The organism is Marinicrinis lubricantis, from assembly GCF_042658665.1.
Lineage (GTDB): Bacteria > Bacillota > Bacilli > Paenibacillales > KCTC-33676 > Marinicrinis > Marinicrinis lubricantis.
The window spans coordinates 1-14,680 of sequence record NZ_JBHSQV010000125.1; the positions used below are offsets into that span (position 1 = coordinate 1).

The 14,680-nt window shown below is 45.1% G+C and carries 19 protein-coding genes and 1 rRNA gene; 10 read left to right on the forward strand and 10 right to left on the reverse strand.

Going from position 1 to position 14,680, the window contains the following annotated elements:
• Positions 1–186: 186 nt before the first annotated feature.
• From ACFPXP_RS09495 to ACFPXP_RS09505, 3 genes are all read left to right on the forward strand, one after another.
• Positions 187–345, forward strand: a complete 159-nt coding sequence (locus ACFPXP_RS09495) for an aspartyl-phosphate phosphatase Spo0E family protein (protein WP_379893967.1) — start codon at positions 187–189, stop codon at positions 343–345.
• Positions 346–573: 228 nt separating this feature from the next.
• Entirely contained in the window at positions 574–1,317 is a 744-nt protein-coding gene (locus ACFPXP_RS09500) for an MBL fold metallo-hydrolase (protein ID WP_449288667.1), read from the forward strand.
• 54 nt (positions 1,318–1,371) lie between these two features.
• Positions 1,372–1,632 carry a DUF3892 domain-containing protein gene (locus ACFPXP_RS09505; RefSeq protein WP_379893968.1) on the forward strand — a complete coding sequence of 87 codons (261 nt, stop codon included), beginning with the start codon at positions 1,372–1,374 and terminating at the stop codon, positions 1,630–1,632.
• Between the two features lie 62 nt (positions 1,633–1,694).
• On the opposite strand, the gene ACFPXP_RS09510 is transcribed toward ACFPXP_RS09505, so the two are convergent.
• From ACFPXP_RS09510 to ACFPXP_RS09520, 3 genes are read right to left on the reverse strand one after another with little or no spacing between them, the layout of a single operon-like run.
• On the reverse strand, positions 1,695–2,147 hold the full coding sequence (locus ACFPXP_RS09510; RefSeq protein WP_379893969.1) for a GNAT family N-acetyltransferase: 453 nt from the start codon (positions 2,145–2,147) through the stop codon (positions 1,695–1,697).
• A 42-nt stretch (positions 2,148–2,189) separates the two neighbouring features.
• The gene (locus ACFPXP_RS09515; RefSeq protein WP_379893970.1) at positions 2,190–2,708 is read right to left on the reverse strand and encodes a divergent PAP2 family protein; all 519 of its coding nucleotides are present in this window, start codon (positions 2,706–2,708) and stop codon (positions 2,190–2,192) included.
• A gap of 1 nt (position 2,709) precedes the next feature.
• Entirely contained in the window at positions 2,710–3,849 is a 1,140-nt protein-coding gene (locus ACFPXP_RS09520; protein WP_379893971.1) for a conserved virulence factor C family protein, read from the reverse strand.
• A gap of 178 nt (positions 3,850–4,027) precedes the next feature.
• On the opposite strand from ACFPXP_RS09520, the gene ACFPXP_RS09525 reads away from it, so the two are divergent.
• Together ACFPXP_RS09525 and ytxJ are read left to right on the forward strand one after the other, a co-directional pair.
• Positions 4,028–4,204: a hypothetical protein gene (locus ACFPXP_RS09525; protein WP_379893972.1), complete on the forward strand. Its 177-nt coding sequence runs from the start codon at positions 4,028–4,030 to the stop codon at positions 4,202–4,204.
• A 73-nt stretch (positions 4,205–4,277) separates the two neighbouring features.
• Positions 4,278–4,616, forward strand: a complete 339-nt coding sequence (ytxJ, locus tag ACFPXP_RS09530; protein ID WP_379893973.1) for a bacillithiol system redox-active protein YtxJ — start codon at positions 4,278–4,280, stop codon at positions 4,614–4,616.
• 64 nt (positions 4,617–4,680) lie between these two features.
• Here ytxJ and ACFPXP_RS09535 read toward each other — a convergent pair whose 3' ends face one another.
• From ACFPXP_RS09535 to ACFPXP_RS09560, 6 genes are all read right to left on the reverse strand, one after another.
• On the reverse strand, positions 4,681–5,055 hold the full coding sequence (locus ACFPXP_RS09535) for a hypothetical protein (protein WP_379893974.1): 375 nt from the start codon (positions 5,053–5,055) through the stop codon (positions 4,681–4,683).
• Positions 5,056–5,176: 121 nt separating this feature from the next.
• Positions 5,177–5,719: a hypothetical protein gene (locus ACFPXP_RS09540; RefSeq protein ID WP_379893975.1), complete on the reverse strand. Its 543-nt coding sequence runs from the start codon at positions 5,717–5,719 to the stop codon at positions 5,177–5,179.
• Positions 5,720–5,791: 72 nt separating this feature from the next.
• Positions 5,792–6,529, reverse strand: a complete 738-nt coding sequence (locus ACFPXP_RS09545) for an HAD family hydrolase (RefSeq protein ID WP_379893985.1) — start codon at positions 6,527–6,529, stop codon at positions 5,792–5,794.
• Positions 6,530–6,750: 221 nt separating this feature from the next.
• Positions 6,751–7,428: an N-acetylmuramoyl-L-alanine amidase family protein gene (locus ACFPXP_RS09550; protein ID WP_379893976.1), complete on the reverse strand. Its 678-nt coding sequence runs from the start codon at positions 7,426–7,428 to the stop codon at positions 6,751–6,753.
• 75 nt (positions 7,429–7,503) lie between these two features.
• Complete coding sequence (locus tag ACFPXP_RS09555; RefSeq protein WP_379893977.1) at positions 7,504–8,316, reverse strand: tetratricopeptide repeat protein; 813 nt, start codon at positions 8,314–8,316, stop codon at positions 7,504–7,506.
• Positions 8,317–8,454: 138 nt separating this feature from the next.
• On the reverse strand, positions 8,455–8,649 hold the full coding sequence (locus ACFPXP_RS09560) for a hypothetical protein (RefSeq protein WP_379893978.1): 195 nt from the start codon (positions 8,647–8,649) through the stop codon (positions 8,455–8,457).
• Positions 8,650–9,099: 450 nt separating this feature from the next.
• On the opposite strand from ACFPXP_RS09560, the gene ACFPXP_RS09565 reads away from it, so the two are divergent.
• The 5 genes from ACFPXP_RS09565 (at position 9,100) to ACFPXP_RS09585 (ending at position 14,127) form a co-directional block, all read left to right on the forward strand.
• A complete protein-coding gene (locus ACFPXP_RS09565) occupies positions 9,100–9,639 on the forward strand; it encodes a glycerol-3-phosphate responsive antiterminator (RefSeq protein WP_379893979.1) in 540 nt (179 codons plus the stop codon).
• Positions 9,640–9,816: 177 nt separating this feature from the next.
• Positions 9,817–10,569 (forward strand): glycerophosphodiester phosphodiesterase, encoded by a 753-nt coding sequence (locus ACFPXP_RS09570; RefSeq protein ID WP_379893980.1) that lies wholly within the window; start codon positions 9,817–9,819, stop codon positions 10,567–10,569.
• Positions 10,566–11,531 carry an ABC transporter permease gene (locus tag ACFPXP_RS09575; RefSeq protein WP_379893981.1) on the forward strand — a complete coding sequence of 322 codons (966 nt, stop codon included), beginning with the start codon at positions 10,566–10,568 and terminating at the stop codon, positions 11,529–11,531. The genes ACFPXP_RS09570 and ACFPXP_RS09575 overlap by 4 nt, the downstream gene beginning before the upstream one ends.
• Before the next feature lie 14 nt (positions 11,532–11,545).
• Positions 11,546–12,430 (forward strand): carbohydrate ABC transporter permease, encoded by an 885-nt coding sequence (locus ACFPXP_RS09580; RefSeq protein ID WP_379893982.1) that lies wholly within the window; start codon positions 11,546–11,548, stop codon positions 12,428–12,430.
• Positions 12,431–12,507: 77 nt separating this feature from the next.
• Positions 12,508–14,127 carry an extracellular solute-binding protein gene (locus ACFPXP_RS09585; RefSeq protein ID WP_379893983.1) on the forward strand — a complete coding sequence of 540 codons (1,620 nt, stop codon included), beginning with the start codon at positions 12,508–12,510 and terminating at the stop codon, positions 14,125–14,127.
• A gap of 431 nt (positions 14,128–14,558) precedes the next feature.
• On the opposite strand, the gene rrf is transcribed toward ACFPXP_RS09585, so the two are convergent.
• Positions 14,559–14,675 (reverse strand): 5S ribosomal RNA (gene rrf / locus ACFPXP_RS09590).
• Positions 14,676–14,680 lie beyond the last annotated feature (5 nt).

Consider the following 14,680-nt stretch of genomic DNA (forward strand, 5'->3'; position numbering starts at 1 on the left):
AGACATGACCGAGTATCTTACATGGCAACAAGAACACAAATCAAACCAAAAAACGAAAGTTACCCGAATTGGGTAAAGACTCCTAGCTAACCGAGGGAGAATTTACACACAAATTCGGACTTGATCAAATCATTCATGCGAGCATATTGAACACCATTCATATCTTAGATAAAGGAAGATTTCAAAATGATTAAAAGGAATACGCTGCAATTACAGATTTTCAAGCTCAAGCGCCATTTAGAGGTGACAGCTAGAAAAAATCAATATAACTTCATTCACCCCGAAGTTGTCTCAGCCAGCCAAGATTTAGACAAACTCATTGTAAGAGCAATGAAAGTAAAATAAGATTTCATTTCTTATCCTTCTGACGGATCTCCTCTGATCTCAACGAAAGTGAACATTTGAAGTGATTTCATTCCCAAGAGCCACGGCTTACTCCTTACTTGGTTTGGATATAATGGTGAAGAGTATGCTGATTCCAGCTCATGATATGCAGGAGCTGATCAAGTTTGCGTCGAATATCATAATCAAGGGGATCTATCCCCCTCGAAGGTCTTAGAAGGTGGGATGAAATTGACTTCACTGCAAATAACCATGCTTGGAACAGGAAGCGCCTTTTCCAAGCGATATTTAAACAACAATGCAATGATTGAGTGGAAGGGTACAAAATGGCTCATCGACTGCGGAAATACCGCTCCGTTAGCTCTTCATGCGCTGAATGAACCTTTGGAATCCATTGAGGGCGTGTTGGTGACTCATCTGCATGCAGACCATGTCGGCGGACTTGAGGAGATTGCCTTCCGCATGAACATCTTTATTGGACGCAAGCCTAAACTGATCATTGCAGAAGATTTAGTAGAGACCTTATGGGAAAATGGTTTGAAAGCAGGAATGGAGGATTCCGAGCATACGCAGCTTGAGGATTATTTTGAAGTGAGGGCTGTGAAGCCTGAACAAACCTTCGAATGGCTTCCCGGATTGGTAGCGGAACTCATCCAGACGAAGCATATTCCAGGCAAAAAGAGCTACTCCCTCAAGCTTAACCGATCATTGTTTTACAGCGCGGATATGACCTTTCATCCAGAGCTGTTAAAGCGTCTTGTTCATGATGAAGGGTATCAATACATTTTGCATGAATGTCAGCTCACCGGCGAAGGTGCCGTTCATACAACGTTAGAGGAACTTCTCACTCTTCCAGAATCTATCCAGCGCATCACGATGCTGATGCATTATGGAGATGAGAGAGAACAGTTTGAAGGTAAAACCGGGATGATGACGTTCATGAATAAACACGAATTGTACACCTTTGATATTTAAATACATATTTCCATCGCCTCAAGCGATACTAAGGTTAGAGGAGGCGATACCCAAATGGCACAAACCTACAATAATTCTTCACAACACAGCGGTCAGGAAGAAGTTGTTGCTGTTCGAAAAAATGGCGATGGCGATATTGTCGAGCTGCAGCTGACCTCGGGCAAGGTGGTCGACTACAAAACAGCTCAAGCCATGGTAAAAAACAATGAAATCAAGAACTTAAACGTATTCCGCGGTCGCGACAATGAAGAGCACTTGAGATCTAATGCGGACGGTCGCGAGGACAACAATTTAGATAATTTGCCTTTGTTTTAACCATCTTTTAAGTAGAAAAGAGAACAGGGTTGCTTCTAGGCAACCCTGTTCTCTTTATGCTTTCAATGCTGCAAATACTTTTTCATCGTAACGTGCGGAATCCCTGCATCGAGGAACACATCTTCTGATACGACCTCATAACCACATTTCTCGTAAAACGCCCTCGCTTGCAGCTGGGCATCCAGTTTTGCTGCCCTAAAACCCTGTTCCCTGGCAGATTGCTCTAAAGCTTCGAGCAGAATCCGCCCCAAACCTGTACCGCGGTATAACTTCAGAACGGCAATTCTCTGCATCTTAGCCGTTTCCGAATCATACGGCTTATGCCTCCCTGTCGCAGCATTCTCTCCAGCCGAACGAATTAAAATATGACTGCATGCATTTGGGGATTCATCATATTCATCAACTTCCAGCTCTAATGGAACATTCTGCTCCTCGACAAATACGGCCTTACGTATATTTAAGCATTGCTGCAGCTGCTCTTGTGTCGTAACAGCTATGATTTCAATATCTAACATCCTTCTCCCACCCTAAACCTTTCTGCTTCAAGCTTTGCAACATCAACTGCGGTCGATGAGATAATACAGACCGCCGATAGCTGCACCGAGAACTGCACCCGCTGCCACTTCTCCCGGCAAATGTCCCAGCATTTCCTTTAATTCCTTATCCTTTTCGTCATGATACTCGCCGGGATAATGCTCTGCCGTCAAACGCTCAACTTCCGCGTCCAGCTTATTGACTTCAACCGCAATCTCCCCCGCATGTCTCCGGACACCCATTGCATCATACATGACGATTAACCCGAATACGGCCGCAAGAGCGAAATCGATGCTTCGGAAGCCTCTTTTTAATCCGGTATACGTTGCTAATGAAGAGACGGCCGCGGAATGTGAACTTGGCATTCCGCCAGAAGACATAGCGGTCATCGGGTTCCATCTGCCCGTCGTCAGCTTTTCAAATGGAATTTTTAATGCTTGTGCCGTCGCGATTCCGATCATCGCGGAACGTAAAGCACCACTGAACATAGACATCACCTCTGTCATAGAATCCTTAACAGAGACGTGCCTTATACCTGCCAAGTTATGAATCCTGCAGTTCCTGTTGTCTTAGCTTCGTCATTTGCTGCCACACCGTACCGGCCGCTTCTTCACCCGCTTCGATTCGCTCAATGGCCATATGAACCTGCAGGCTTACTTCGAATTCGGGATCATCCTTCGCTTGTTTTAAAGCAGGCAGTGCGGACTCGTCTCCCACCTCATACAAGTAACGCGCGGCTCTCCAGCGAACCAGTTTATTCTTATCATGCAGCGCATCACACATCACTGGAATCGCTCTGGCATCCCCGATGTCGGACAGCGTATCGCCAGCCGTTCTTCTCACAGAAGCGGAGCTGTCTTTCGCCGCTTTATACAGCAGCGGAAGGACATCTGTATCGTCTTTCAAATCACCAAGATATACGACAGCCAATCGACGGATTGACGCGTTCTCATCACTTAGTGCTCGTTCAATAACGGGAAGCCTGTTCACTTCCGGCTTCATCTGATCGAGAGCTGCGTATCTTCTGCGCCAATCCGAATCGTTCATCACCTCGAGCAGCTCATCAACCGACCAGTCCTTCTCAGGAAGCTCTACTTCTTCGCCCGGCTGAATCTGCCTTGCCTTCTCTTTGAGTGTGTCGAGACGTTCGCTGCTGTATGCCGCCTCCAGTTCTTCCTGCACTTCTTGAGCAATGTCCTCCGGTTCGCCATACCGAACGCCAAAGTCTTCCAGCTTCCGCTCCTTGATCAAATTAGGCGAACCCATTCCCGCTTCCATTGCGGCTTCCACAAAGCGCGGACTAAGCGACTTTCTGACTTCGTTCCACTCCGTCTTCACACGAATTTGCATCGGAATTTTACGAAACATCTGTACATAGACCTTCACTTCTCCGAACGTATCTGTACCCGATAGCCAAGCGTCATCAGACACCTTCTCCCCAAACACAGCCTGCACCTGAGCAAGGATTTGTTTCCAGTCTCCTTTTGGACTCCGGTCAACCGCAATAAAATCAGCCGTATGAAATATGCTTTTGACGTCGGGAATAGCTAGCATTTTTTTTATATAATCCGGTGCCCGATCCGCATTCTGCTGCGTATAGGTACGAGCCTTTTCGACCCGCTCATCCATATTCAGCTTCATCGTATTCGGACTCGGCGTTGGTTCAATAGAAATAATTTTCATCGCAGTGCCTCCTATACTTTACAATCTTGAACATTCAAGCAAATTATAACACACTTTAACCTTCCCTCTCATATTCGGCATGCACCTCTTAGCGCACGGTATATTTTTAGACTGCCCAATCCAAGCTAAATCTGAAGAAGATCGAATGCTACATTGGAACGAAATGGGGTAGAATCTCGTGAACACAGCAGAGTACCAATTCTCGGATTTGGATCAAAATCCGGAAGCCATACAAAAAATCAAGCTGTTGGAGCAGCAATTGGCCGAACAAATTGGTGAACCGATCACACTCATTGCATACACTCCTAGGGAAAATGACTCTTCTCTCGGGTGCAGGGCAGGACTGGATGATTAAAACTTTTTGAAAGATATGGTACAATACTTTTCGAAACATTACTTACTTGTTATAAGAGAGGAGATTACCGAGGATGGCTACATGGAGAGAAATCACCAGTGTGGATGAATGGAAGCAGCTTTATGAAAAGTCCGCTGAACAGCCCGTATTGCTGTTGAAGCACAGTACGACTTGTCCCGTTAGCGCGAATGCGTTAAAAGAATATGAAGCTTACCTAAGCAAAGATAAAACAGCAGTCGATTATGTATTGGTCAAGGTGATTGAATCGAGGCCTGTGTCCAACCAAATCGCGGAAGATTTGAACATTAAACACGAATCGCCGCAAATCATTTATTTGAAAAATAAATTTCCCGAGTGGAATGCTTCTCACTGGGCAGTAACCGTGGAGCATATTTCCGCCGTTTTAGATTAAACCCAATTAAAACAAATGCCCCCTGCCTCTCTTCGGAGGGATGCAAGGGGCTCTTTGCTTTATGTTAAATAAAAAATCCAAACGGCAGTGCGAACAAGAGGGCTATAAGTCCCAAAGACAGCGCGAATACGCCAGGCGCAAAGCCATACGGATAGAAACCGAATCCGCTCACATCAGCGGAAGCTGAAGCGTTTTTTTTAGTCGATTTAGGGCCCTTCACATTTTTCGCCTTTACTTTCTTGGCACCCTTATTCACTTTAGATTCGGCTTTTGACGAAAGAAAACCGCTGGCTGGGAGTTCTTCGCATAGCAGAAGCTGATCCCCTTCAAGGCCAGCAACATATCCGTAAACGTGTGTTCCGTCTTGAAGCACAGCACACACAGGCTTTCCACGATACGGCATAATCGTTTCCGCGCAAATTGGATTTATTCTTTCCATCGCTGCAACCCTTCCTTTACATTGGATTTCACATTGATGATTTCCATGTATTGTATGTTAGCAGAAGAGGGTTGGCATGGACGTTCGTCTAGAAAACTAGTACTTTTATCTATATTTCGCTTTACTTATCATCTTCACCGATCATAAACGAATCGATTTTCCAGCCTGCCGAACGATCGAACGATTCTAAAGGACTGGCAAGATAGGCATTCTTTTTCCGCTGCTCAAGATAAAGCAGATTTGCGGCAAGCTTCTTAAGCTGCTCTTCTGACGCTTGAACCTGGTATGTCATCACATTCTGCCGAATTCCCGTCATCGAATATTTCAGGGTATTGCGCAATTGTGCCATGAGCTCCTTAAGCTCCTCATTTTCCGCTAACAATCGATGATAGAATGCCTTAGAGATCGTTATCATCTCCTCTTCTACAGGCTCTTCCGGGAAGTCCTCCTTAAAACGCAGCTCTCCTGCACGCTTTTTCTCCGCCGCTTTTCGGTGTTCTTCTTTGAAGTTTAAGGAATGCCCAGAAGACTGCTCCTGCTCATCTGGATGTTCGTCCTGAACACGGCGAGAAGGTCTAATCCGTTCGACATGCGGGGTGCTTCGCCTTTCTGATACTGGCTGATAACCGGTTGGACGCAGCAAATACTTTTCATCAATGATCATTCCAAATATACCTCCCTTCGTTAATGCCTTCCTTTTCTTCGAAGCATTCGCCTTGAACTTCAGTACACAACATCATGATGTTCCTAGCACATATTTACGGATGAGCGTCGGAATTTCACTGATCGCTTTCGTTTCATAATAAGCGCCCTGAGGGGAATGATTGATATCTACAACGTTATATTCCCATTCCTCTTCCCGTTTGACATGAATAGCATGTAAACCCGCTTTCAATGCAGGCAGAATGTCCGTACGAGCAGAGTTCCCAATCATCCAAACATGTTGTTTGTCTAAACGCTGCTGCTGCAAAATGGTTTCCAGTGCGCTTAAATTTTTATGCTGCACAATAAAAATACGATCTTCAAAAAAGCGTCTCAACTCAAGCTGTTCAATTTTGATATTTTGCACTTCAGGCACTCCGCCTGTATATAAATATAGACGATGTCCGTCACGCATCAGTTCGTTCAACGTTTCTTCCATATTTGGGTAAGGCTCGTAATTTTGCTCATACACCTGCATCCCCAAGTTCATCAAATGCTGAACATGTTCATTCAGAATGGGCCGATCTGTCCTGCTGCAAAAATGTTGGTACGTCTCCGCCAATGATTGTGGAAATCGCTCTTTTAAAAATCCGTGCTTTTGTACGCCGATTAAATCCAATTCGACCTGCTTTTCCTTGATCTCTTCAGGCGATATATTCTCCTCCTTGAACCATTCTGCCATCTCCACTGCAAAATGCTCCAAGGTATGATTAAAATATTTCGTGCAGTGCACCAATGTGTCATCCAAATCAAAAAACAAATGCTGCTTCATCAACGTTCTTCTACCCCTTTCGTTCATTCCAAGCGGGATTCTATGTCTTCCGGCTCCTACGGCTCGATCCTGTTACTTACCGCAAATAACCTCACGGGTGTATAATATTGCATTGTAACATACGTCCCGACCTCTAGCGAAAAACTTATTGGAGCCGCAAAAAATGATCCTCCCAAATAAGTTTCATGAAAAAAAGATGACCGTATAGGTCATCCATAAGCTTAGTACACCTGTATAAAATATTCATCAATAGCATGGTAAATCGCTTCGGCCAATTTGCGCTGCCCGTCTTCCGTAAGAAGCCACTGTCGATCCTGTTTGTTCGAAATAAATCCCATCTCGATGATGACCGCGGGACAAATATCCTGCTTTAGTATGTAAAACGCGCTTCCCATTCGAGCAATCTTCTTCAACCCATACAACCGATTCAGTTCATCCTGAAGCAGTGAAGCGAACTCGTAGCTAATCCGGTTCCGCTGGGGGTAAATGACAAGCGGGCCACGATGCGCAGGAGATGAGGAAACATTCATATGCAGGCTGACCATCAGCTTAGGTTTTAATTCAAGCGCCAAATCCTTCAGATGCCTGCTTGTGCGCAGCCAACGATTATCGTCACTCAGAGCATAATCCTCCATTCGATGAAGCACCGGGTGATAACCGTGTGAGACTAAAATTTGATACAGTTTTTTGGAGATGCTTAAGTTCATGTCTTTTTCCAAAATACTGCCGTAGCTTGCACCGCCGTCGATTCCGCCATGCCCCGCGTCAATCAGCACATCCGTAGTAAATATCGGCAGGTTCGGTTCTGCGGCTGTCGCGCTGCTGGCTATCCCTCCCCAGACCCCGATCAAGAGTGCAATAGGGAGGAACACACGAAGACATGCGCCTGGAATTTTCATAATAACCATCCTTTGCTGAAAACCTGGTTATGAGCCTAGGCTGTGCAAAGGGAAGTTAAACCATTCATGAGAAAACTAAGAAGCTGAAACCTGCTCCAATTTCTCACGAATATCCTCTTTAGTAATGGGACTGATCAGAGATACTTCGTACTCCATCGCCTTTTTCAGTATTTCTACGGCCTTCTCCTTTTCATTCAGAGCAAGCAGTGTCAAACCGTAATAGTAATATGTTTCAGCGATTGTCGAATCCATGGTCATCAGCTTCCCATAAATTTCTTTTGCCTTATTGTATTCCTCCATTAAATAATACGTCTGAGCCAAGTTGTCCAAAATGGACTTGCTCCCCGAATTGAAATCATATGCTTCCAAATTATAAGCGAGCGCTTCCTCCAGTCGGCCATCCAATACTAAAAAATATCCCAGGTTACCGTATACCACCGTGTTTTTATATTCGTTATCGAGCTTCTGTAGCAGCTCGATTGCCTCTTGATGCTCTCCTTTTTTCCATAGAACCAGCGATAAATTGAGCTCTGCATTCAGCACGTCCTGCCGATCCTTGGCTTTCTTCCTTGCTTTCTTGATCGTTTCCTCCGCTTCCTCCCAATGGCCTTGAGTGAGAAGCAAATAACCAAGGGAGCATATCATCTGCGAGCTTGCATTGGGATCGGCCGCGGCTTTTCGAAAATATTGAAGAGCCAATTCTTTATTCCCCTTCGTATACTCCATATTTCCCCGAGCGGCATACCAGCGGGAACGGGACATATACACCGTCACCAGCACATAAACAACCAATAAGCCCCATCCAGCCCAAGTGTTAAACTGAAAAGCAATAATAATGAGAATGACTGGAACGGCAATTCTTAGCAGTGCAAACCATAAATTATTCATAAATATCGAAGATCCCCCTATATTGACATCGTATACCTTCTATTATATAAATCTCTTCGGACAAAGAAAAGAAGCCTGCTTCGAATTGAACGCAGACTTCCGATCTTCTAGGGTTATTCTGTTTATCATATGGTGCGATTACCGTACCCGAAATTCATAAGAAGCTCTCTGATAATAACGATTGTTGATTTTCACGTATTCCTTGTCAAAGGACTCGATCATTCCGCCATAATCCACTGTAAAACCATACTGTGTGACTGCAACACGGTTTTTAAAAAGAATGGCATTTTCAAAATCAGCATCTGTCCGCAGTACATCATTGACTTTAATCATGATGGTTCCCCTCCGAAACTCCTCTATACGTTCTCTGATCTAATTACAGTCTAGCATGCGATTGGAATCACAACTAATATCAATTTCGAATGAAATCTTTCTCGAATTGATATGAGAAGGCTTTCATAGATTAATCATACGACTAACTTTTGAGAAGCATGTCCATACTAATATGAAAACCTAGAAAAGTGTGGTCGATAACTGATGGAAACAAATCAATTGGACGGAAATCTGTGGAAGGGTGTTGTTTGGGGCGTATTATTCAGTATCCCGTTATGGATTTCACTCATCGGATGGGTACAGTGGTTCATGAATCTTTAAAAATCAATCCCTCCTGTTTTATACCTCTTAGCTAAACAAGTTGCCTTTACATTTTGTTAACGCCTCCTTAATTTGCAGATAACAAAACGTACTTAAACTAACATTAACTTGCAAAGGAGGCGACCTCATATGATCCAACCATCTATCGTCATTGCTTCCATAACACATGATGAGCAGCTCTCTGAAGCTCGAATCAGCCGAGTAAAGAGAGTTAATCTGATGGCAGGCAATATTAATACACTGCAAAGCATTATTCACAGCCTCCATCAAGCAGACAAGCAGGTTTATGTCCATATTGACATGGTTCAAGGAATCGGCAGGGATGCTTCTTTTATCCAATATTTAGCCGAGCATTTTAAACCTGATGGCATCATTACGACGAAAAGCCAAGCGATTTCCGCTGCAAAATTGGCTGGACTCAAAACGATACAGCGATTCTTTGCGATCGACAGCTCTGCAATCGAAACCGCGATCAAAATGATCCAATCCAGTCAGCCGCACGAAGTTGAAATCATGCCTGGACTGATGCCTCGAATTATTCAGGAAACGAAGGAGCGCATCTCATGCCCATTAATTGTAGGCGGACTGATTCGTTCTAATGAGGAAATTGAGCAAGCCTTAACCAGCGGTGCCGATTATGTATCGATTGGCGACGAGCGCTTTTGGTGAAGGGACGGAACAATTACATAGTTGAAACAAAGTTCACTTTGGGTGGAGACGATGAGAAAACCCGGAAGAAATCTTTGCGAAGCAGCCTTTGAATTTACATGCAGGGGCTATTTCAGCAAGACTTTCGAGACAACATCGTCTTTTTTTATTTTCAAAAATGATAAGGAGGTTGTTTTTATGAAAATCACAGGTGTTGCCCATCGCGGATATCCCGCCAAATTCGCAGAAAATTCCCTGCCATCCTTTCAGGCAGCTCTCGATCAGTCGTTCTCACACATCGAGCTGGATGTGCAGCTCAGCAAGGATGGAAAGCCGGTCATCATGCACGATTTCACATTGAACCGAATGACGAATGGTCAGGGCTACGTGAAAGATTACACCCTAAATGAGCTGAAGCAGTTTACGATGGCTGGCGGAGAGCAAATCCCCACGCTAGAAGAAGCGCTCATGCTGCTCAAGGGACGCATTAAAGTCAATATTGAACTGAAAAAGACGAGCCAATTATACGCCGGCATAGAGGAAATTGTGCTGAATACCGTTCGCAGTCTAGATGTGCTGGAGCAAGTTTGTGTCACATCTTTTGACCATGATGCGATTGTAACAATGAGGCAGCTTTCAGACGATATCGAGGTCGGCATCATCAATGCAAACAACTCCCCTGCTTTTTTTCCTTTTCTTAAGCAGATGGATGCCTCATATCTTTCAATGGATTATCGGTACATTACACCAAAATATATCGAGTGGTGTAAGGAACAACATATTCAACTGATCGCGTGGACCATTAACCGCCCCGAGGACATGAAAGTATTCGTCAACGAGTCTTCGGTGCTCGTGTGTACGGATGAGTTAGAACGATGGGCTGAAATTTGGGGTGCTGTACATAGTACGGAAAACGATGCAGCGTTGACGAAAGGTGTACGGGTGCTATGAACAAATCGCCAGAATTGACATCAGTTCACCAAGCCGGATCCACCGATCCAAACCGAAGGAAGCGTCTGCTCATGGCCATCCGCAAAAATTGGGATTTATACTTGCTGATCGCACCAGTACTCATTTATTTTATTGTGTTTCACTATTATCCCATGTATGGAGTACAGATCGCTTTCAAAGACTTCATTGCTACGAAAGGAATTTGGGGGAGTCCCTGGGTCGGTTTTGAGCATTTCCAGCGATTCTTTGACAGCTATTTCTTTTGGCGGCTGATTAAAAATACGCTCGGCATCGGATTGTATGAACTGGTAGTGGGGTTCCCGATCCCTATACTGCTTGCTCTCATGCTGAATGAAGTGCGTATAAAAGTGTTCCAGCGGTTCGTACAAACCGTAACGTACGCTCCGCACTTTCTATCCACCGTCGTACTCGTGGGGATGGTTACCATGTTTCTGTCCCCCAGCTCGGGAATCATCAATCAGATGATCGCATGGTTCGGGGGCGAACCGATCTCGTTCATGACCGAGCCCGGCTGGTTTAAGTCGATCTATGTCTTTTCGGGCGTATGGCAGCAAATGGGCTGGAGCTCCATTATCTACTTGGCTGCGCTGTCAGCCATTGATCCGCAGCTGCATGAAGCGGCCAAGGTCGACGGAGCGTCTCGTCTCCGAAGAATATGGCATGTGAATTTGCCGGGAATTCGGCCCACCATTATGATATTGCTCATTTTAAATGTCGGCACGATCATGGGTGTGGGATTCGAAAAAGTGTTCTTAATGCAAAATTCACTCAATATGGAAAGCTCGGACGTCATCGCCACGCATGTGTACCGCAGCGGTATTCTTGGCGCACAGTACAGCTTCTCTGCAGCGGTCGGATTGTTCAATTCCATCGTCAACTTCATCCTGCTGGTAACCGTTAACCAAATGGCAAAGAGCATGAAGCAAACCAGCCTATGGTAAAGGGGGGGCTATCGTTGATCAAGCAAAGCACAGGTGACAAATTTTTTGAAATCATCAATTATTTCATCTTGGCATCCATCGCTACTATCGTTATATATCCGTTGTGGTTTGTTCTCGCTGCATCGATCAGCCGGCCCGAAGATGTGCTGAACGGTGAGATGTGGCTCATTCCGAAGCATTTTTCATTCGTTGGCTATGAAAACCTGTTTGAGAACAAGGAAATCCTTACCGGCTATCTCAACACGATATTCTACACTCTTTCCGGTACGGCCTTGAATCTCGTCTTGACCATCATGGCGGCTTATCCACTGTCTCGAACCGATTTCGTTGGCAAACATGTCATCACTGCCGCCATCGTATTCACAACCTTTTTCAGCGGCGGACTGATCCCTACCTACCTGCTAGTGAAGGATCTCGGCATGGTCAATACGTTTTGGGCCATGATTATCCCTAGTGCAGTTTCCGTATGGAATATCATCATCATGCGGACGTTTTTCCAAACGAGCGTTCCACTGCCGATTCAAGAAGCAGCTTCCATCGACGGCTGCTCCAATCTTCAAATATTGTGGAAAATTGTACTTCCCTTGTCCATGCCTATCATTGCGGTCATGATTTTATTTTACAGTGTAGGTCATTGGAATGCCTTCTTCAATGCTCTAATTTATTTATCCGATCGGGACAAGTACCCGCTGCAGCTGTTTCTGAGGGAAATCCTCATTCAGGATCGTATGGAACAAATGCTGAACGTCGGTGATGACAGTCATGCCAAAACATTAATGGATGCGGAAGCCATCAAATATGCTGCGGTGGTTGTGGCTAATTTGCCTGTACTCATGCTGTATCCATTCCTGCAAAGATATTTTGCCAAAGGTATGATCATTGGGGCTATAAAGGGCTAAATCGCTCTATTAGCATATATGGTTAGTTCTATAACTAAAACCAATCAAGGTAAAGAAATGAGAGGAGAAACGGTAAAATGAAGAAATGGACAGCTCTGTTAATAAGCTGCGTCATGCTGTTAAGTCTGCTGGCCGCGTGCGGCAATGGAGGAAATGAAAACGGAGGGGACGAAAACGGAAAGGCATCGGATATCTCCAATGTAAATGCTTCAGGTATGCCAATCACTAATGATCCGATTGAGCTCAGTTTTTTCACGGGAAAAGCAGCGACCAACGGTAATAATTTTGAAGAAACATTAGTCTGGAAGACATACGCTGAAATGAGCAATGTGAAGGTCAATTTTGAATTAGTGCCTTTTGAAAATTTGACCGAAAAACGAAACCTTGCTTTGGCAAACGGAGATTATCCAGATGGCTTCTACTCTGCAAGGGTGCCAGCCGCGGACTTAATGAAATACGGTGAACAAGGCGTCTTTATTAAGCTGAACGATCTCATAGATGAATATGCTCCGAATTTCAAAAGCTTGCTCGACAAATATCCAGATTTAAAAAAAGCGTTGACCATGCCGGATGGTAACATCTATTCCTTCCCATCCTTCTACAGCCCTGAGTTTCTCCCGATGCTGATCGGAACTCCGCTTTGGGTGAAGCAGGATTGGCTGGACCAGCTCGGGATGGAAGAGCCCAAAACGACGGAAGATCTCTATCACTATTTAAAAACTGTGAAAACGACAGACTTAAACGGCAATGGCACACTCGATGAAATGCCATACAGTGGAACCGGTGTGAACCCCCTAATTGAACAATTAATGGGAGCTTTCGGCGTAGGGAACCGCGGTCTTGGCCATAAGCATGTCGATGTCGATCCTGAAACGAATGAATTGCGATTCTTCCGAACGACTCCGCAGTTTAAAGAGCTGCTGCAATATGTAAGCCGTTTATATGCCGACGGACTGATCGACCCAGAGATTTTCACACAAACGTCCAGTGAGCTTTATGCCAAAGGGGCTCAAAATATTCTAGGAGCCACGATTAACCCGAATCCAAAAACACAGTTTAACGGTGAAGGCTATTTCGGATTAGGTGCTCTCGAAGGACCGCATGGGGACAAGATGTATACACACATTAAAGTCCCGATGGTATGGCCAGGTGCGTTCGTGATCACGGATAAGAACGAACATCCCGAAGCAACCGTGCGTTGGATCGACCATTTCTACGGTGATGAAGGAGCAACCTTCTACTTCATGGGTGTCGAAGGCGAGTCTTACACGGTGAAGGAAGACGGTACTCTAGAGTTCGTAGAGGAGATTACGAACCATCCCGATGGGTTGACCATGGACCAAGCTCTAACGAAATACGTCACATGGCTTGGCGGAAGTTATCCTGGATATGTGCAGGCCAAATACTTTAAAGGTTCAGAAACACTTCCTGAAGCCGTTGCCACAGGAGAAAAAGCAGCACCGGATGCAATTAAAGACCTATGGTATTCCTTTACTTACACTGAAGAGGAACAGGAATTTATGAGCTCTGTCGGCAGCGATATCCACACGTATATTAAGGAAATGGAAGCGAAATTCATTAATGGTTCTGCTTCCTTCGACGAATGGGATTCGTATGTAAAGCAGATCGAAAAAATGGGATTAGACCGCTACATGGAAATTTATCAGGCTGCATACGATCGTTATCAAAATAACTAACCTTTATTCCATCCCCCTCTTGCTCGAGATCACTTATTCGGTGATCCGCTGCAGAGGGGTTTTCATTGAATGTGTTTGGATGTGGATAACCATACAACAGTGCGTTCTTTCGAATATTTTCTGTAATTTGGACGTACCTTCACTGGATTTGCTTCGATGGGAAGAAACCGTATACTCTCCAAACGGTGTAGGACGAGCAACATAGAAAAAGACCCGTGCAGATGCACAGGTCTTTGGTTGGCTTGATGGCGTCCTTCCGCACCCAGCATCCCCTTCATCGCTTTACTTCGAGGTCGGCATCGGTTTCTTCCTCTATTTCACGGACACACTCCGTTGGATTGCTTCGAAGGGAAGAAACCGTATACTCTCCAAACGGTGTAGGACGAGCAACATAGAAAAAGACCCGTGCAGATGCACAGGTCTTTAGGTTGGCTTGGCAACGTCCTACTCTCCCAGGACCCTTCGGTCCAAGTACCATCGGCGCTGGAGGGCTTAACGGTCGTGTTCGGGATGGGTACGCGTGGTTCCCCTCCGCCATTGTTACCAAACCATA